We start from the raw sequence: 17,842 nt of genomic DNA on the forward strand, positions 1-17,842 counted from the left end.
AGGCGGTATGGCTATCAATACGGAGGATAAGTTCTCGCCAGGATGGTGGCTCGAGAAGGCATTCGCGAAGCGCGCCGCGAAACTCGACCGACTCAAAGAGCTGAAATCTTGGCATGACGGGAAGCCACCTGCGCCGCAGGCTGTGCAGAACGCACGTGAGGCGTTCCGTGAGTTCGAAGCTGAGTCGACAACGAACTATGCGGAGCTGATCACGGAGTCATTGCGTGAGCGAATCTCAGTTCGCGAGATCCGTACCGCCCTCTCCGCATCTGACGCGGACGAGGAAGCATGGAAGTTCTGGCTCGATAACAACCTTGACGTGGAATTCTCGACGCTCGTTGAAACGTTCTTGTGGGCTGGTGACGCTTACGCGATCGTGGGCGAGGACGACGAGGAAGAGGGCGCGCCAATTGTCACGCCTGAGGATCCGCGCGACGTTGTAACATTCCATGACCCGATCAAGCAGTCGCGATTGCGAGCGGGAGCGAAATTCCTGTTCGACCCGGACGAGGGTAAAGACTTCGTGTTCATCACCGTTGCCGGCAAATACGTTGACAGCGAGAACGCGGTCTGCTTCGTTGCGGAGCGCGCTTCAGACGGTAACGCGTCAAACAGCTTCGACAGCGAAGAGTGGAGCTGGTCGGAAGAACATGGCGGCGCGGCAGGTGAAGAGCTCAGGCACAAGCTCGTTCCGTTCGTTCGACTGCGTAACCGTAACGGTAAGAGCGAGTTTGAACCGCACCTGCCGATCATGCGGCGTATTAACCGGTACATTTTCCAGCTCTCGGTCATAATCATGTACCAGGCGTACAAGCAGCGCGCGATTCTCGCGGACGTGGATGACCCGGAAGAGACAGCGAAGGACGACCTCGCAGAAGCAGCCGGCGTAGACGATCTTGAAGACGTATTGACTTCGGATCCTGGTTCGTGGTTCTTGCTTCCTGCCGGGACGAAGATTTGGGAATCTTCCACCACTGACGTGCAAGGGCTGCTGAAAGCGATCTCGGATGATGAGCGCCGTCTCGCTGCGGTGTCGCGGCGCCCTATGGCGATGTTTACGCCGGACAATCAGTCTGCTGAGGGTGCGAAGTTCACACGCGAGGGGCTCACTTTCGGTGTCGAGGACAAGCAGAACCGGCTTGAACGGTTCCTGGTCGACGTGTTCTATCTGATCTTCTTGACCGTTGACGATAAGGAACGAGCGGTGAAGTCAGGTATCTCTGTCGGGTTCATGCCGGCTTCGAGGTACACGATCACGGACAAGGCTTCGGCTGCGTCTCAGGTTGCATCGGTGTTGCCGCTGCGGACGATCTTGCGGGAAATCTGGCAGATGACCCCGAGCCAGATCGCGGTGGTTGAGGGAGAGCAGGCAGACCAGGCGCTGCTGCTGAACGAGCTTACCGACGATGGCGAAGGTTCGAGCTTAACGCTCGACCAGCTCAGTAAAGCTGCGGAGGCGCTCGGCCGGCTTACCCGTTCTGCGGTTACGAATGAAAGCGCCGCCGAACAAGTAGGGCTCACTGGTCTCAAGTTCAACGATGGACGGTCGACTTCGTTGAAGTTCCCTGACGAGTAGGTGGTTTATGGCGACGAGGCTTGACGCGCAGTACAAAGCGCAGATCCGGCAGGTTCGCCAGGCTACCGAGCGGTTTGCGGTCAAACAGTGGGACGGGCTTGGCTCGTGGCGAGACGCAGATTTTGAACGTCTCGCCACGAAGCTCTCACCACGCATTGAAGCCGGCCAGCAACGGATCGCTGATCTCACGGACTCGTATATTCGCAAGCAGACGCTGGCTGAGTTCGGGACGATCAAGCAAGGTGTCGCGATTCGCGCGACAACGCTCGAGCTTCGCGGCGTCCCGGTGGAGGCCGTGCTGCATCGCCCGTTCGTGGCGGCCTATACGGCGCTCGGGCAAGGAAAAACGATGTCGGCAGCTCTCGCTGCTGGGCGTGAACGTATGACTGATGTTGTCCGGTCGGGGAGTCAGCTCGCGAAGACTCATGCCGCAGCGGAAACGCTGTCTAGGTCGAAGTTCCTTGGTTTTCAGCGAGTACTGTCTGGGAGCGAGAACTGCGCCTTGTGCGTGGTCGCATCGACACAGCGCTACCACGTCGGTGATCTGCTCCCAATTCATCCTGGGTGCGACTGTGACGTAAAGCCGTTGCATGGCGAGCTTGACCGGCAGGTGATCGATCGCGCGCTGCTCGATGACACATATGCGGAGATTGCGACCCGTCTTGATCACGTTGATGTTGGTCTTGACGCGCGCAATCTCGGCTTGAACAAGCGGGACGCAAATGGGCGTCCGCTTTCTGATTTCACGGATCTCCTGATCACTCGGGAGCACGGCGAGCTTGGCCCGGTGCTGGCCTGGCGCGACCAGAAATTCACTAGCGCACGCGATCTCGCTGCGCTCGCTTAAGTCTTCCGCACGTTCGGTGCGGTTTCCCCTTCGTGGGGGCTATTTACCCGTCATGGGAAAGGAAATGCAATGGGCATGAAGATCAATCGGTTCCGCCTTCGATACTCGACCGAGGGCGAGCAGGGCGGTTCCGGCCAGCCTGGTGAGAAGAAGTCGACTGCCGATATGACTCCTGAGGAGCGTATCGAGTTTGAGACTTCTGCGAAGCGCTCGGCGCAGGACAAGCTGAAGGCGTTCAATGGTGTCACGCCTGCTGATGTTGCTGAGATGCAGCGGAAGCTGGAAGAAGCTGAGACGGAGAAGCTCACCGAGCAGGATCGCAAGGTGAAGGAAGCCCGCGATCAGACTCGCGCTGAGGTGCGCGCGGAGGGCGCTGCTGAAGCGGTTGAACTCGCGTTGAAGATTGCCCTTCGTGGGCGGACTGCTGACGCGCATGCGCTGCTTGATCTTGACCGTTCGTCGTTCGTCGTGGACGGCAAGGCAGATGCTTCGGCGATTGGCAAGTGGGTTGACGAAAACTCGTCTTCTGCTAGCGATCAGAAGCGTAAGCCGCCCGTCAATCTCGGACAGGGCAGCCGCGAACCATTGCACCAAAGCGACCGGGCAACCGGCGAGGCCGAAGCGCAAAAGCGTTTCGGTAAGAAGTAACTACTCATTTGGAGGAACCCATGACGTCTCTCAACGCGCATGTGACTGAGTTCCAGGCCGAGGACCGTTCGTGGCTGCGTGGCCCGCACGGCGTTGGTGCTGGCGCAACCCCGTCCGCAACTCTGCTTGTGGCTCTGTTCGATAAGACCCAGCACTACCCGAACGGCTTCATTCCTTCGGGCATCGTGCTCGGCAAGGTGACCGCAACCGGCGTTCACGGCCCGTACGACCCCGCGGCTGATGACGGCCGGCAGGTAGCTGCAGGTCTGCTGTTCGGCAGCCTAACCGTCAACGGCGACCGCCTCGGCGGCGCGATCGTCACTCACGCTTTCGTGACTGCCGAGCGCCTGCCCGTGGAATCGGGCACTGGCTCACTCGACGCGGCGGCGCGCACTGCGCTCTCGCAGATCAACTTCAACTAAGGGAGGGCACCAAATGGCTATTGTCTTTGATGCTGAGGTTGGCGCTGGCGCGCTGACTGCTTTCACGCGCAACGTCCCCGCTGAGGACAACCTGCGCCTGTTCAACGAGGTGCCGTCGCGCACCAACGCGACTAACGAGATTGACTTCGCGAAGATCGTCAAGCGTAACCGCACTGCGAGCTACCGCGCATTCGATGGAAGCATCTCGGTGTCGGCCCGCGATTCGGGCTCGACCCGCACCGTGGGCATGATTCCGCTGTCGGATTCGCGCAATGTCGGCGAGTACGAACGTCTCAAGCTTGAGTTCGCTCGCACGAAGGGCACCAACACGGCGCTCCTTGCAGACGCGCTCTACAACGATGCTGAAGACCTGACGCGCAACATCCAGCGCCGTCTCGAGCTCGCGCTCGGTGATGTCCTGTCAGACGGCATCCTGACTGTCAATGAGAACGGCCTGGTTGGCTTCGAGGCAGACTTCGGTGTGCCTGCGGATCACAAGGTGTCGCCTGCAGGCGCAAAGTGGTCGGATATCGTTACCGCCAAGGTGCTCACTGATCTGCTGCTCTGGCATGCGGTTTACGTGGTCGCGAACGGTGCTCCTGCGGGCGCGATTCGTACCTCGCAGCGCGTGCTCACCCTTGTGCAGACGAACAAGGAGATCATCGACGCGGTGCATGGCTCCGCGTCGGGCAAGACTCGCGTGAGCCGCGCAGCGCTGAACGAGCTGCTCGCGACCGAAGGCCTCCCTCCCTTCGTGGATCCGTATGACTACCAGGTTGACCACGAGGGCAAGGTCGTTCGCACTATTGCTGATGACAAGCTGCAGTTCACCCCGGCAAGTCTGGGCGACTTTATGCATGTTGAGTGGGGTGTGACTGCGACCGCGCTGGAGCTCGTGAACAGCACTGAGGTTGACTTCTCGTTTGGTGATGCTGCTGGCATCGTCGGCGTGGTCGAGAAGGTCGGCCCTCCTTACCGCCAGTTCACGTTCGTGGACGCGGTTGCCATGCCAGTCATCGACCGCGCTGAGGCACTGTTCATTGCGACGGTGCTCTGATGGCTGAGCTTGCGCGTAATGTGTGGCTCGAACGGGAGGGGAAGCCGGTCTGTTTCAAGGCCGGTGATACCCCGCCCGAGTGGGCAGCAGTGATGATCACGAACCCGGACGCTTGGCGCGAGGGGGACGGCGTGCCTGTTGAACTTGGGTCGGATAATCCTTCCGAGACCGAGACCGAGACCGAGACCGAGACCGAGACCGAGACCGAGACCGAGACCGAGACCGAGACCGAGACCGAGACCGAGACCGAGACCGAGACCGAGACCGAGACCGAGACCGAGACCGAGACCGATGTTCCGATTCCACCGAAGGGTGGCCCCGGAAGCTCGGCTTCAGCATGGGCCGAATACGCGCGCAGCAAAGGGTACGAAGTAGAAGAGGATGCCAAGGCATCTGAAATCCGCGAAGCCCTCGCAGACGCGGGCGTCCCAGTCGAATAGAGGAGATCCTCATGGCTTTTAACGCGTTCGCTGATGTGGCCGATGTAGAAGCCGCTTGGGGTGAACTCACGATTGCGGAAGAGGCGCGGGTTAGGTCGTGGCTGGAATCAGCCTCGACCAACCTGCGCCTTGTTGGGCGAGACCGTCGCGTCGACATCGATGCACTTATCAGCGGCAATGAGTTGTTGGCTGAGGCAGCCAAGGACACAGTCGTCGCGTCCGTTCGACGAAGACTGATGAACCCTCGCGGGCTTCGGCAGCGTTCTCGGACGGTTGGAACCGGGCCTGCATCTGAATCCGAAGCAGAGACCATCGACTCGTCTATTTCAGCCGGTGGCTTGTACTTCGAACCGGGGGAGCTCATCTGGCTCCCAAAGCCACGCAAACGCAGATTCAAGGTACTACGCGCAAAGTCTGGATACTACGCATGAGTCTGTTCGATCGACCTGCCCGCGTTATCTCTGAGTACGTCACTCGCTTCCCATACGTGGGTGCTGAAGAGGACACGCAAGGGAACCGAGTCGAAACCTTTGGCACTGGCGAAAGAGCCGGCATCTTCGTTTTCGACCCTGGTGGTTCCACCGAGCCTCGCACGGATGGGCGCGACCCTGTTGTTACTGAACCGGTGCTCTATGTCCCGTACGACACCCCTTTTGAAGAGCATGATGAGTGCTTGGCTAGGGGAAAGCGATACGCGGCGGTTGGCGCTACAGCACGACATAAGCATCCAACTGATGGCGAGAAAGTCGCAGTCGTGAAGTTGCGGAGGGTCGATGGGTGACGTCTATTTCGACCCTGCAGAGGATCTGTGGGTGGCGTTCCTGAAACGGGAGCAGACTGCTCCTGTTTCAACGAATGTGCCGAAGACGCGGCCTACGCGTTTCATTCAGGTGGAGCGCACGGGTGGCGCTTCTGGTCTCTCGATCGATCCTGCGGTGATGACGATTCTGTGCTGGGCGGAGTCTCGCGCGGCGGCCGCGTCGTTTGCTGCATCTATCTTGCAGATTGCGATGCGCGCTGGCCGCACTGGTGGTGTCGCAGCGAACCGAGCTCGCGTCGTGTCTTCTCCGCTGTATCGGCCAGATCCGTTGTCTGGTGCTGACCGGTATCAATTCACTATTCAGTCCCGTTTGCGCGGGAAGAACCTGACCCCCTCACCGTAGGGGGTCTTTTGTTTGAAAGGAGCGACACATGACCAAGGTTGTGATCGCAAACGGGTGGACTGACCCGCAAGGCCAGCACCACAAAGGCGGAGACTCCGTCGAGTTAGAGCCAAGCATGGCTCGTGCCCTCATCGATCGCGGCAAGGCGCGTCTCGCGCCTGCTGGCGACAAGCCAAAGACCGAGTCACCAAAGCCCGCAATCGCGGAGAAGGAGGCCAAGAAGAATGGCAACTAACAGCAGCAACATGCGCGAATGGAACGCCGAAGCCTGCGGTATCTACATCGCGCCAAAGGGGACCACGCTTCCCACTGACTCATTCGAGATCCCTGCAGACTTCCTCGAATTCGGCCTGATCTCAGAGGGCGGTCTTGAAGAGAGCGTCGAGGTTGAGTCGAAGGAGACAAAGGCTTGGCAGGGCGCCAAGATCGTGAAGCTTCGAAATACGTCGACCAAGAAGTCGCACAAGTTCGCGGCACTCGAAGACAACATCGTCGTGACCGAGCAGTACTACGGTCACGGCAAGCCAACCCTCGTTGGTGAAGAGGGTAAGAAGATCGCACGCATTGACATGCCGTCTTCGATCCCAACCATCGAGCGAGTCCTCATCATCAAGCTTGTCGACAACGCAGGTTACACGCGTATGAAGTGCGTTGAGCTCGCCGCCGTGGCAGAGCGCGGAACGTACGTGGCAAACATCGAGGACGATCCTGTCTACGAGTTCACGTACACCGAGACCGGCGAGAGCTACTGGCTGTCGAACGAGCCGGAGTTCCTCGAAGCTGCGGCCTAACAAGACCGGTTGGGGTGCGTGGTGACTCCGCGCCCCAACCACACCTTCTGAGTCACACACAATCTTTAACGAAATGGGGTCACCATGACTGAGAACACCACCACTGCACATATCGCAATGATGAGCGACGCGGATCTTGACGCTGCGATCGCTGCCCGTAATGCTGCGAAGGCAGATGAGCGCACAGCGAGCACTCGTGAACTTTCGCCGCGAAAGCCTGACGATCATCAGCCCAAGAACGGGCACATGATCTCGTTTGAGTTCCGCGGTGAGCGATTCCAGATCGATGCTCGTTTCGCCCGAGACATCAACACGAGCATGCAGTTCAAGAACGGCGAGCTCGATGTCGCGATCTCGCGAATGATCGGTGCAGAAGGTTACAAGAACCTCGTTGAGTTGCTTGCTGACGAGGACGGCTTCAGCGACACCAACGACCTCGCTGAATGGTTCAGCTCCTTCTATGAGAAGGCTGGCGCAAAAAACTAATCCTGCTCGTCTCCCTGATCAAAGAGTGCCGCGACCGTGTTACCGCTGACCTGATGCGGTACTACGGCGTGCGCCTCTCTGACGTGGAGGCGGGCCGAGAAGACGCCCTCGAAGTTGCGCACATGATCGCTCATGTTCCAGCCGGGAGCGCTGTGTATGAGTGGATCGGTGGGGAGCTCGCAATGACTGACGAGGTGTCAGCTATTCGTGAGCTCAACTTCACCGTTGCTCAGGTGAACAGTACGAAGAAGCTGACCAGGCCGGCACCGCCTGAGGGTATTCGTTCGCGTGAGCGGAAGCGTGACCAGTTGTCGCGCAACGTGCGTGCATTCAAGAAACGGAGGGCGCAACGTGTCCAGCAAACCGCGAGTGAAGCTCAATCTGCGAGGCATCAACAAACTACTGAAGTCAGCACAACCGATGGTCGACAAGATCGGCCGTGAGATCGCTGCTGATGCCGATGGCAACTATGAGTATGTCTCAAACGAACACCGATGGACTGGCCGTGGACACATCCAAACCGCCGATATTGAGACAGCACGAAAAGACGCCCGCAACAACGAGCTTCTCAAAGCGCTCGGGCGCAACATCAAGTAGCGCCCTACAGCTGATCGATGAGCGGTGCAGCTTTCTGCTGATACTGCTCATCGGTCAGCACACCCGCATCAAGGAGCCCCTTCAACTGCAGCAGCTGATCAGCTGGAGAGCCTTCTGCTTGTACCGGGTTGCTGTCCTCGGCTTCTTGCTCTACGAACTTCGCTTCGCTTCGCGAGATCCGGTTTACAGCTTCAGCAAAATTTCGTAGCTTCTTCTCGTCTTTGGCAGGGCCGTCGATGATGACGGTTGCGTCGTCGGGGAAGATGATCGTGACGTAGACCCTGGTTTTGTCTTTTTTGAACATGCCACCAGCGATCGCACCAACCGGGCCGGCCAGAAGAGCTCCAGCACCGATGCGCGTAAGCGTTGGTCTGCTCCGGTCTGCACCAGATTCAAATTCTGCATTAGCGCCAGCGATTGGTCGCCTAGCACCGAGCAAGTACCGGTATCCCTTGTAACTCGCGGTATGGCCGTTGTATTCAACAAAGTCAAGTTTGCGCAGAGTCTCAAGGCTTGCGGCTACAGCTAACTCAATCTCTTTAGCATTCCGCGCGGCAATTTCTTCGATCTCAGTTGCAGTGAGTGGACCACGCAGCGTGATGGCTTCCGAGATCAAGTTCTTCATCTCTTCAAAGTCTGCATTGTGCTTCTTCGCGAAGACAACCGAATTTAGATCTGCAGTCGCGCGCTTCGCGTTCAAACCTGGAACTACAAAGCGAAGGTGCCCGTTCACTAACGCTGAAGCTGCCTTGTGCTCGAGACGTTCGATGTCAGCAAGCGCTATTTCGCGGTCAGGTCCAGTTGCGCGCCACCCGTCTCTAGAGATCTTCACTGTCGTGCCATCGAAGTCGATCTGGCCGCCGAAGCCCTCTACGCGCAATGCAGTCATGCCCTGATCATACCTAACCAATTTGGAGGTGCCCATGGCTGCAAACGGCATTGAAGTTGCATCAGCTTATATTTCGCTACTCGTGAAAGCGCCCGGAATCGGGAAAGCAATCAACCGGGCTGTTGCCGGAGTCGATACATCAGCAGCAGGGAAGCGGATCGGCAAGCAGATCTCTGATTCTGTTGGGTCATCGCTGAAGGATCAAGTAGCTAAGAAGTTCGCTGAGGCTACTGCAGCAGCACTAGACAAACAGACCACTGCCGCAAAAAAGCTCGCTGACGCTGAGCACGCACTGGTGAAGGCCCGTGCACAACATGGCACGACTTCGGCAAAGGTCACAGTAGCCGAGGAAAAACTCCATAAGCTGCGCTCCTCGGGCAAAGCAAGCACAGGTCAACTCGAAGCGGCAGAGGCCTCTCTTGCAAAGGCTCAAGCTGATGCCGCTGGCACCCGCAAGAACGTAGTGTCTGCGGAGAACTCGCTCACCGAGGCAAAGCGAAATGCGACCGATGCTTCGAAAGCCTACACAGCTGCTGTCGAAGCGGAAGCGTCGAAGGGTGCGAGAGCTCTCGAGTGGATGCCGCTCGCAAGTGCTCGCATCGATGAGATCGCAGGCAAGTGGCAGGCAGCTGGGGCGAAGATCTCCGGTGTCGGTGACTCGCTCACAAGCAGCATCACCAAGCCCGCCGCTGCCGCTGGCGGAGCGGTGCTGACGCTTGTTGGCGCACTCGGGTTCAAACGACTCGTTGGTATCGATACCGCACGTGGCCAGTTCAAGGGTCTCGGCATGGACGCTGACGCGGTCATGAAACAGGTGGACGCTGGTGTAACGAACACGTCGCTTTCGATGGCGACCGGTGCATCACTTGCAGTGGGCATTCTCGCAACAGGGTCGGTGCCTCTCAGCGGGCTTGAAGCTCAGATCAAACGTGTGGCGAACGTCAGCGCCGCGTACAGCGTGGAGAGCGAGCACGCTGGCTACCTGCTGAACAACATTCTGTCCAAGAACAAGGTCACGTACGGTGATCTGTCTCAGATGGTGCAGAACCAGATCCCGATCATTACTCAGCTCGCAGATCACTACGGTGTCGCCGCTGGGGACATCGAGGATATGGCGAAGCGCGGCGAGATCTCAATCGCAGATTTCAACGCTGTGCTTGACCAGAACGCCGGCAAAGCAGCTGAGTCATATGCGGAGACGTGGAAGGGTGTCACCTCAAACATCATCGCGAATCTCAGCAAGATGGGCGCCAAATTCATGGAGCCCACTTTCAACATCCTGAAAGAAGAAGCAGCTGGCTTCCTTGAAATGCTGAAGTCTGACGAGTTCTCGAAGATCGCGGCAGACATTGGTAGTCGGATCGCTGCTGCTGTCACAACCGTCACCGAAAAGGTACGTGAGCTCTTTGATTGGTGGGCAAGCCTCTCTGAAGGGCAGAAGAAGTTCATCGGAGTGTCAGCCGGTGTGCTGATCGCGCTTGGGCCGGTGCTCAAGATTCTTGGGTTCATGGTAGGCGGGGTCGGGAAACTGATCACAGCAACCAAGATCGTGATCGCGCTCTTCACTGGCTGGAAAACCGCAGCTGGTGGTGCTGCTCTTGGCGTAAAGGCGCTCACTGGCGCTACCAAAGGCCAGACAGCTGCGTTGAAAATTGCGGCCATTGCCCAAAAAGGTTTTGCCGGCGCCCTGGACCTCATTCGCGGACACCCAATTATTGCGGCCATCACGTTGATTGTTGGTCTGCTCGTTTGGTTCTTCGCGAAAACTGAGCTTGGTCAAAAACTATGGGCTGAATTCACCGGCTTCCTAGGCGAAGCTTGGGCGAATATCTCTGCAGTTTTCCAGACCCTTTGGGACAACGTCCTTAAACCGATTTTCGATGGTATCGGCATTGTCGTTGGGTGGTTGTGGACCAACATCCTCAAGCCAACCTTTGACGCGTGGGCGATCCTGTTCGCGATTGTCGGCGGAATTTTCGCTGGCGTCTGGGAAGCCATCATTAAGCCAATTTTTGATGGCATTGGCGCAGTAGTTGGTTGGCTGTGGACAAACATCGTTCAGCCTTATTTCGGCCTCATCGGTGCCTACTTTAAGGCGCTCGGTCAGGTTATCTCGTGGCTGTGGACGAACATCGTGCAACCTACGTTCAACCTCATTGGCGGGTTCATCTCCACCGTGTGGACGAATTGGATCAAGCCGGTACTGACCGCGTTCTGGGGACTTATCCAGAACACGCTCGGACCCATCTTCAACTGGCTGTATCAACATGTCATTCAGCCAGTGTGGAATGGCATCTCGGCTGTTATCTCGTCCGTCTGGACGAACGGGATCAAGCCAATTATTGACACGCTGGTGCGCGTCATCCAGTCGGATCCGAAGAAAGCGTTTGAGGCTGCTCGTGACGCAATTGGGGTTGCGTGGAAGGGTATACAGGATCTCGCTAAGGCACCCGTAAAGTTTGTCGTAGAGACCGTCATAAATGGCCTGATCGGGACGATAAATAAGATCCCTGGCGTGGATATCCCGAAGGTGTCACTTCCTAAGGGATTCGCTCGTGGTGGCATCCTTCCTGGGATGTCTCGTATGAGCGATGGCGACGACCAGTTGATCATGGCTCGTCGTGGCGAAGGCATGATGGTCTCTGAGGCGCTCCGCACTTCAGCGGATCGGTCAGCGTTCCTTGCCGCAAATGCTGCGGGGCGACGAGGCATCGGCTTCGCGTCGATGCTGCAGGGGCTCGCGCTTGGTGGTCTTGTCCACCCGATGCCGGGTGCAGTTGTCACTGAAGAGTACGGCGGCTACCCGGGGCACAAGGGCATCGACCTTGCACTGCCTCAGGGCACACCGATTCGTGCGGCCGCATCAGGAACAGTCGATTTCTCTGGCTGGTACGGCGGCGGCGGTTGGATGGCCGGCCTGAACCACGGACGTGGCCTGGGCACTCGATACAAGCACATGATGTCACCGCCGATTGTGGCGGTTGGGCAGAAGGTCAAGCAACGGCAGGTCATCGGCTACGAAGGCACGACGGGTGATTCAACCGGACCGCACTTGCACTACGAGGTACTGAAAGACGGCGACCGGATCAACCCGCGCCCGTATCTCGATGGTGCTGGTGACGCTGGCATGCTCGACATCTTCGAAGGCCTCAAAGGGCTGCTCAAGGGGCAGTTCACGAAGGCTTTCCCTGGGTCGGATATGTGGATCGATGCTGCGTGGGGGATCGGTGCTGACGGTATCGATCGCGCCATCAAGTGGGGCAAATCGATGCTGCCTTGGGGCGGCGGGATTGCGCCGCTGCTGTATGACAACGGCGGCTTCTTGGATCCAGGCACACACCTTGTGCAGAACAAGACCAGGCGCCCTGAACCGATTCTCACTGGTTCTCAGTGGGATGACATTCGGGCAGGCCGTGACGGTGGCGGCTTGCGGCCAGGCGATCAGCTGGTACTTCGTGTGGGCGAAGAAGAGTTCGACGCGTATGTCGAGCACAAGGCTGATTCGCGGATCCAGCGTGCTGGACGACGGGATGCGGCGCGTATGCGGACGCGTCAAGGACTGAACTAAGAGAGGCTAGCAATGGCTGTATTCAACAAAACACTGTCGAGCGGGTACACGCTTCGTTTGACGGTTGTAGTCCAGTCCCAAAATGCGACCGCACGCACCACCACCTACTCGTATTCGCTGCAGCTGATCAAGAACAGTGGATCGGGTAAATGGGCGAGCGGCACCGGCTATTGGTCGGTGCGCTCGCCCTCGGGCACGGTCGTGTCGAATGGGTCTATCAGCGGGTACGACTTCCGGAATTATTCGACCCTGACGCTCAAGTCTGGGACGGTGTCGTTCTCTGGGGATGCGGCCCGTACTTGGTGGGGCGTCTTTGACGACATTGTCGGGTATGGGGAGCTTGGTGGGGGGACCGTTGACGGTGTATTGACACCGCCGAAGCTTCCCTCGATTGCGCCACCTGCGGCACCATCCACTCCTTCGGTGACGAGAAATTCTGACACGCAGCATTCCCTGAGCTGGACACGGAATGGCGCGTATACGTCGGTGCAGGTGTGGCGTGGCACGAGCACGTCGAACATGACGCAGATAGGTACTGCATCGGGGAACGCGTTCTCTTACGTTGACAAGACGACAAAAACGAACCAGCGGTATTACTACAAGGTTCGCGGAGTCAACGCGAATGGCACGTCAGGGTTCTCTGGAACATCTGGCGCGGTGTACACGACACCGGCAGCACCATCTGGGGTGAGCGCGGTCCGCTCGGGCACGTCAATCGCGGTGGCCGCATCAACGCTGCCACCATATGCGACCTCGTATGACATTGAAGACAATGGCGCGGTGATTGCTTCCTCGGTGCAGCTGCCGTGGACGCACACCGCCCCGTCGAACACGGTCTCGCATCGATACCGGGTGCGAGCGAAACGTGGAAGCCTCGTAAGTGGATGGTCTGCGTATTCTGCGACCGTGTACGTGCCGGCACCTCCAGGAGCGCCAACGAACTTGGCGCCAAATGGTGGACTTGTCGGTGAGGGAACGACACAGTTTTCATGGCGGCATAACTCGCTAGATACTTCTCCTCAGGCTACTGCGGAGCTGCGTTACCGTCTCGACGGTGGAGGCTGGATCACCGTGCCAATTGCTGGTGGTGCGGAGTCGACACCAGTTGATGTCACGCCAGGGGTTCTGGAATGGCAGGTTCGCACAAAGGGTGGACACGCCTCTTTTGGTGACTGGTCTGCTGTCGCGGCGGCGCAGGTTATCGAGCCACCTCAGGTGACTGTTGCGGTTCCGGGTGAGGTTCATGAGCGACCGACGCTGACTGTCGTGTGGGAAACCGTTCAAGCGGATTCTCTTGTCCAGTCTTCGTGGATTGTGGAGCTGCGGTCAGGTGAAGACGTGCTGGAGACGCGTTCTGGCACCGGCTCTGGGACACAGGTGATGTTGCGGACGCGGCTTCCTGATGGCGCCATGTTCCAGGTCGCTGTTCAAGCCGCTGTTGGCCCAGTGGTTTCTGAGTGGTCGGTGCAAGAGTTCCTTGTTGAGTTTGTGCCACCAGCGCCACCAATGGTGATGCTGGGGTGGGATGACTCGCTTGGCACGGGATCCATTTCGGTGGAGCCTGGCTCGAGTGAAGACGTTGTTGAGCCGACTGTCTCGATGCAAGTTGAGCGGTCGTTCGATGGGGAGACGTGGGAACTCGTTGTTGAAGGTCTCGAACCTGTCACACAAGTGACAGATGCTGAGTGCCTGTCGTTCGGTGAGACCATGTACCGCGTGACTGCGTTCACCCAGTTTGGTGCGTCTGCTGATGTCACTGAAGTGTTGATGGCTGAATCTTGGGCGGTCTGGCTGGGTGGCGGCGAAGGCTACATGCTGACTGCTCGGCTCCCGTACGACCCGGAAGTGAGCGTGAGTGTTGCCCGTGCTCGAACCAAGCACCGGTTTGAAGGTCGTCCGCTCGCGGTCGCCTACTCGTCTCCATATGTGGATCGATCGGTAGCTCATTCAGGTCGCCTTCTCGACGACGACCAAGACGTTGCCACCAGGCGAGCATTGCAAGATCTTGCGTTGGTCGAGGAACCGGTGCACCTGTACCGAGATCCCACCGGGGAGCGCATGTATGGAGTGCTCACAGGTGAGCTCGTCGTAGACCGAGAGTTTGACGGCATCTGGACGTACTCGTTTGCTGTCGAGGAAACGGAGCGCGCATGAACTTGCATGGCGTACGCCGCCCATCCTGGCGTTTCCAGCTCCTTGACCGAGACAACGCTCCCATCAGCGATGTTCCCGGGGTGAAGGGCGGCAGCTGCGAGGTTGCCGCCCTGAGCCGTCTTGGCTGGTCTGGGTCTATCGAGGTGAAGCACACGGGGCATGAGATCGATTTCATGCGGCATCGTGTTCGAGCGATCTATGATCCTGGCGTTTCTGGCGTTGATCCTTGGCCGGTGTGCACGCTGCTGTTGTCGTCGCCTGAGGAAAAGTTCGGGGCAGATGGGCTTACTTTCAATGTTGGCTTGATGTCTCCACTTGCTGTGGTTGACGAGGACACGACAGAGACGACGCTTTCTTACCCAGCTGGGAAGAACATTATTCCTACCGTGGTCGATCTGATCAGGTCAACGGGTGAGCGCAACATTGCGGTCACTGATTCTGACGCAGTGACGCGGGGCCCGACGATGTGGCCACCTGGCACGCCAAAGCTCACAATCATTAATGAACTGCTTGAGGCTGCCGGGTATTGGTCGTTGTGGTGTGACGGGTCAGGCATGTTCCGTATCGAACCGTATGTGCCGCCTGCTGAGCGTTCACCCGCGTACGAGTTCGCTGCTGGAGCTGCAGCCGTACACACCCCGGATTGGGGGCGGGTGCAAGATTTGGCGTCAGTGCCAAACCGGTTCGTGGTTGTTGGTCAGGGTGATGATGAGAAACCTGGCCTTGTTGGTATCGCAGTGAATGAGAATCCGGGTAGTCCATTTTCTATCCAGAATCGTGGCGGACGCGTGATTACCGCGGTAGAAGAGGGCGTGGAGGTCGCTGACCAGGCAGCCGCGAACCTGCTCGCTCAGAAACGTCTGCTCGACCGCATGAGTCCAGTTGCAAAGCTCGACGTGACGCACGCCATCCTGCCGCTGCAACCCAACGATGTCGTACGGTTCGCGCCGCTCGACCGAGAACCAGTCTCCGCAACCGTGCAACGTATGTCCTGGAACTTCGAGGCAATGGCGTTGTGCGATGCGGAATGGAGGGAGGCACAGAGTGTTTGACGAGTTGATGAAACGGATTGACCATCTTCGGTTGGATATTGCTGGGAAGCCGGAACTTCGGTGGGGAGTGGTTTCTTCGGCATCTCCGCTCGCTGTTCAGCTTGATGGTGACGCGGGCCCGCTTGCTGGCTCTCCCTCAACACTGGTGGGGGAGAGAAGTGTTGGCGACCGTGTGCAAATCGCGATTCAAAATAGACGGGCAACGATCATCGGCGTAGCCGGGGGAATCGGAAGTGCATTCGCCCTGAAATCTCAGCTCGAAGCTTGGGCGGCAATCGACGGCACCCACGCATGGGTCGAGAGCGAGAAGCGTGAGTATGTGCGGGCCGGCGGTAAATGGCGGCGTGTACCGATCATTGAATCTGGCACAGTGCGACTTGAAGGTGAAGCCGGTGTAACAAGATCCGCAGAGATCTCGTTCACACCTGGCTTGTTCCCTGCGGTGCCGGCTCTTCAGATATCTGCGCTATCGAGCGCGCCACAGAACGTGGTCGGTCTAGCGTTCAACCCTATTAGCGCGAGCGGTGCCACGATCTGGCTCCGCTACGCGACAGCTACCGCAGTGAACGTCCATTGGACAGCCGTGCTGTCCTAGAGAAGGGTAACCATGTCTTACTTAACACAGTCGCGTATGGCGCAGGACTACGGCCTGATCATGCGCATAGCAGCGTGCGCCGCGGTCGAGGGCAGAATGTCCAGGCCGGCGTCGTGGGCTGATGACCGGCGTATCGGATTCATGGCTACGCCAGGCTGGGCTGCCGCCTATGCGGCGTCACAGGCGCGTTATGACGCTGCAGTCGAGCCAAAGCCGCTGCCACCTGGCGAGGACGGTGACGCGATCACTGACGAGATGATCCGCGATGAAGTCGTCAAAGTTCTCGCAGCGGAAACACCACCACCCGTACAAGAACCCGAACCCCCCCTCTGAGTAGGGGGTTTCTTCATTTCCACGGCAGGCCGCACGGTCTGCCGTTTCCTATTTCAAGGGAGGTGTCCATGTCGAAATGGGCAACAAACACCAGCGAAGTCCGAGACAACGGTTTCGGTGCCTCGCGTAACGGCAAAACCATCGAAGGCGCGGTACTTCACCACGGCGCGGGCACCAACGTGCTCAACTACGTCGCGAACGCGAACAGCCGTGACTCACACCCCACCTACCACGTCAGTGACAGCGGACGCGTGACCGGCATTGTGCACCCTGACCGGCGCCCGTTCTCCACCTCACACTCGGTGGACTCGGTCGCGGTCACGTTCGAGATCGACAACGAAAGCACGGGCGGTAACTGGCCGGTTTCTGCCGAAGCTCTATCGGCAGTCATCGACGTCATCGTCGACCATGCGCGCCAGGGCGGCTACAAGGTCATCGGCAAGAACACCCCGGGCAAGGATCAGCCTGGCCTCTTCTTCGTGGCCTGGCATCAGCAGTACGTGCAGACAGCATGCCCTGGCCCGTACGTCATCGGCAAGATCGACTCGATCATCGAGGAAGCAAACAAACGACTTAACAACACGACAACGCCCGTATCTGGGCAGGAAGAGGCAGACATGCTTATCAACATCAAGGGCAAGGTAAACGCGCGCCGCGGCGGCCTCTACTTCGTGAGCGGCGGCAAGGCGACATTCCTTGGCGGCCCGGTGCCGGCAGGTGTGCCGCTGCTCAGCGATGAGAGCCAGATCAAGGCGCTGCAGGCGCGTGTGACCGGTCTCGCGTGAGCGAAGCAGGAGTGATCGCGTCACTGACGGGCGCGGCGTTGAAGGTTGAGGCGTGCTGCTCTTGGGTAGCGCGCCTCTTCCATCTCATCGGGGGTGCACGTGAGTGAACAGAATGCAGCCTCTGGTGCTGTTGTCATCACCATCCGCGAAGTGTGGGAACAAGGCCAAGAAACCCGCCACCAAGTCGGTGAGCTCGCAACTTCAGTCAAAGAACTGGTTTCCGTGAATAAGCGGATCGATGCCCAGCGGAGCATCACGAGCGAACATGACGCGCGCCTTGATGAACTCGAAACTTGGCGAACAAAGGTCGAAGCTCAGCAGCGCCCGAAAGCGCCTTGGTGGGCGGTCGTCGGCGCGGTCGTCGGAATCATCACCGGCATTGGCGCACTCATCAGTCTCATTGCGGTGGCCGTAAAGGTCGCCGCGGTTCTTTGAAAGG

At 58.5% G+C, this 17,842-nt stretch carries 21 protein-coding genes; 19 read left to right on the forward strand and 2 right to left on the reverse strand.

All coding sequences use genetic code 11. The features are described from left to right. Window positions 1-7 precede the first annotated feature (7 nt). The 11 genes from ICM05_RS09830 (at window position 8) to ICM05_RS09880 (ending at window position 7,430) form a co-directional block, all read left to right on the forward strand. Window positions 8-1,576 carry a phage portal protein gene (locus ICM05_RS09830; protein ID WP_188024405.1) on the forward strand — a complete coding sequence of 523 codons (1,569 nt, stop codon included), beginning with the start codon at window positions 8-10 and terminating at the stop codon, window positions 1,574-1,576. 7 nt (window positions 1,577-1,583) lie between these two features. Continuing rightward, window positions 1,584-2,423 carry a hypothetical protein gene (locus ICM05_RS09835; RefSeq protein WP_188024406.1) on the forward strand — a complete coding sequence of 280 codons (840 nt, stop codon included), beginning with the start codon at window positions 1,584-1,586 and terminating at the stop codon, window positions 2,421-2,423. A gap of 69 nt (window positions 2,424-2,492) precedes the next feature. After that, on the forward strand, window positions 2,493-3,071 hold the full coding sequence (locus tag ICM05_RS09840) for a hypothetical protein (RefSeq protein ID WP_188024407.1): 579 nt from the start codon (window positions 2,493-2,495) through the stop codon (window positions 3,069-3,071). 20 nt (window positions 3,072-3,091) lie between these two features. Next, complete coding sequence (locus tag ICM05_RS09845; RefSeq protein ID WP_188024408.1) at window positions 3,092-3,493, forward strand: head decoration protein; 402 nt, start codon at window positions 3,092-3,094, stop codon at window positions 3,491-3,493. Between the two features lie 13 nt (window positions 3,494-3,506). Beyond that, window positions 3,507-4,550, forward strand: a complete 1,044-nt coding sequence (locus tag ICM05_RS09850; protein WP_188024409.1) for a major capsid protein — start codon at window positions 3,507-3,509, stop codon at window positions 4,548-4,550. Beyond that, window positions 4,550-4,990, forward strand: coding sequence for a hypothetical protein (locus tag ICM05_RS09855; protein WP_188024410.1), 441 nt, complete (start codon window positions 4,550-4,552; stop codon window positions 4,988-4,990). Before ICM05_RS09850 ends, ICM05_RS09855 begins: the two co-directional genes overlap by 1 nt. Window positions 4,991-5,001: 11 nt before the next feature. Beyond that, window positions 5,002-5,421, forward strand: coding sequence for a Gp19/Gp15/Gp42 family protein (locus ICM05_RS09860; protein WP_188024411.1), 420 nt, complete (start codon window positions 5,002-5,004; stop codon window positions 5,419-5,421). Window positions 5,422-5,763: 342 nt separating this feature from the next. Then, on the forward strand, window positions 5,764-6,153 hold the full coding sequence (locus tag ICM05_RS09865) for a hypothetical protein (RefSeq protein ID WP_188024412.1): 390 nt from the start codon (window positions 5,764-5,766) through the stop codon (window positions 6,151-6,153). 28 nt (window positions 6,154-6,181) lie between these two features. Then, entirely contained in the window at window positions 6,182-6,388 is a 207-nt protein-coding gene (locus ICM05_RS09870) for a hypothetical protein (RefSeq protein WP_188024413.1), read from the forward strand. Beyond that, the gene (locus tag ICM05_RS09875) at window positions 6,378-6,944 is read left to right on the forward strand and encodes a hypothetical protein (protein WP_188024414.1); all 567 of its coding nucleotides are present in this window, start codon (window positions 6,378-6,380) and stop codon (window positions 6,942-6,944) included. Before ICM05_RS09870 ends, ICM05_RS09875 begins: the two co-directional genes overlap by 11 nt. Window positions 6,945-7,028: 84 nt before the next feature. Further along, the gene (locus ICM05_RS09880; RefSeq protein ID WP_188024415.1) at window positions 7,029-7,430 is read left to right on the forward strand and encodes a hypothetical protein; all 402 of its coding nucleotides are present in this window, start codon (window positions 7,029-7,031) and stop codon (window positions 7,428-7,430) included. On the opposite strand, the gene ICM05_RS09885 is transcribed toward ICM05_RS09880, so the two are convergent. Continuing rightward, entirely contained in the window at window positions 7,427-7,564 is a 138-nt protein-coding gene (locus ICM05_RS09885) for a hypothetical protein (RefSeq protein WP_188024416.1), read from the reverse strand. The two genes, ICM05_RS09880 and ICM05_RS09885, sit on opposite strands and share 4 nt — an antisense overlap. Window positions 7,565-7,781: 217 nt before the next feature. Between ICM05_RS09885 and ICM05_RS09890 the strand changes: the two genes are divergently transcribed. Further along, a complete protein-coding gene (locus tag ICM05_RS09890; protein WP_188024417.1) occupies window positions 7,782-8,027 on the forward strand; it encodes a hypothetical protein in 246 nt (81 codons plus the stop codon). A gap of 4 nt (window positions 8,028-8,031) precedes the next feature. Here ICM05_RS09890 and ICM05_RS09895 read toward each other — a convergent pair whose 3' ends face one another. After that, window positions 8,032-8,916, reverse strand: a complete 885-nt coding sequence (locus ICM05_RS09895; RefSeq protein ID WP_188024418.1) for a DUF4429 domain-containing protein — start codon at window positions 8,914-8,916, stop codon at window positions 8,032-8,034. 34 nt (window positions 8,917-8,950) lie between these two features. Between ICM05_RS09895 and ICM05_RS09900 the strand changes: the two genes are divergently transcribed. From ICM05_RS09900 to ICM05_RS09930, 7 genes are all read left to right on the forward strand, one after another. Further along, a complete protein-coding gene (locus ICM05_RS09900; protein WP_188024419.1) occupies window positions 8,951-12,484 on the forward strand; it encodes a peptidoglycan DD-metalloendopeptidase family protein in 3,534 nt (1,177 codons plus the stop codon). Window positions 12,485-12,496: 12 nt separating this feature from the next. Then, complete coding sequence (locus ICM05_RS09905) at window positions 12,497-14,638, forward strand: fibronectin type III domain-containing protein (RefSeq protein WP_188024420.1); 2,142 nt, start codon at window positions 12,497-12,499, stop codon at window positions 14,636-14,638. Then, entirely contained in the window at window positions 14,635-15,690 is a 1,056-nt protein-coding gene (locus tag ICM05_RS09910) for a hypothetical protein (protein ID WP_188024421.1), read from the forward strand. The genes ICM05_RS09905 and ICM05_RS09910 overlap by 4 nt, the downstream gene beginning before the upstream one ends. Beyond that, on the forward strand, window positions 15,683-16,285 hold the full coding sequence (locus ICM05_RS09915; protein WP_188024422.1) for a hypothetical protein: 603 nt from the start codon (window positions 15,683-15,685) through the stop codon (window positions 16,283-16,285). The genes ICM05_RS09910 and ICM05_RS09915 overlap by 8 nt, the downstream gene beginning before the upstream one ends. 12 nt (window positions 16,286-16,297) lie before the next feature. Next, window positions 16,298-16,618: a hypothetical protein gene (locus tag ICM05_RS09920; protein ID WP_188024423.1), complete on the forward strand. Its 321-nt coding sequence runs from the start codon at window positions 16,298-16,300 to the stop codon at window positions 16,616-16,618. A 68-nt stretch (window positions 16,619-16,686) separates the two neighbouring features. Beyond that, window positions 16,687-17,403, forward strand: coding sequence for an N-acetylmuramoyl-L-alanine amidase (locus ICM05_RS09925; RefSeq protein ID WP_188024424.1), 717 nt, complete (start codon window positions 16,687-16,689; stop codon window positions 17,401-17,403). Window positions 17,404-17,502: 99 nt separating this feature from the next. Continuing rightward, window positions 17,503-17,838, forward strand: a complete 336-nt coding sequence (locus ICM05_RS09930; RefSeq protein ID WP_188024425.1) for a hypothetical protein — start codon at window positions 17,503-17,505, stop codon at window positions 17,836-17,838. Window positions 17,839-17,842: the final 4 nt, after the last annotated feature.

It is taken from the genome of Leucobacter sp. cx-42 (assembly GCF_014529985.1).
GTDB lineage: Bacteria > Actinomycetota > Actinomycetes > Actinomycetales > Microbacteriaceae > Leucobacter.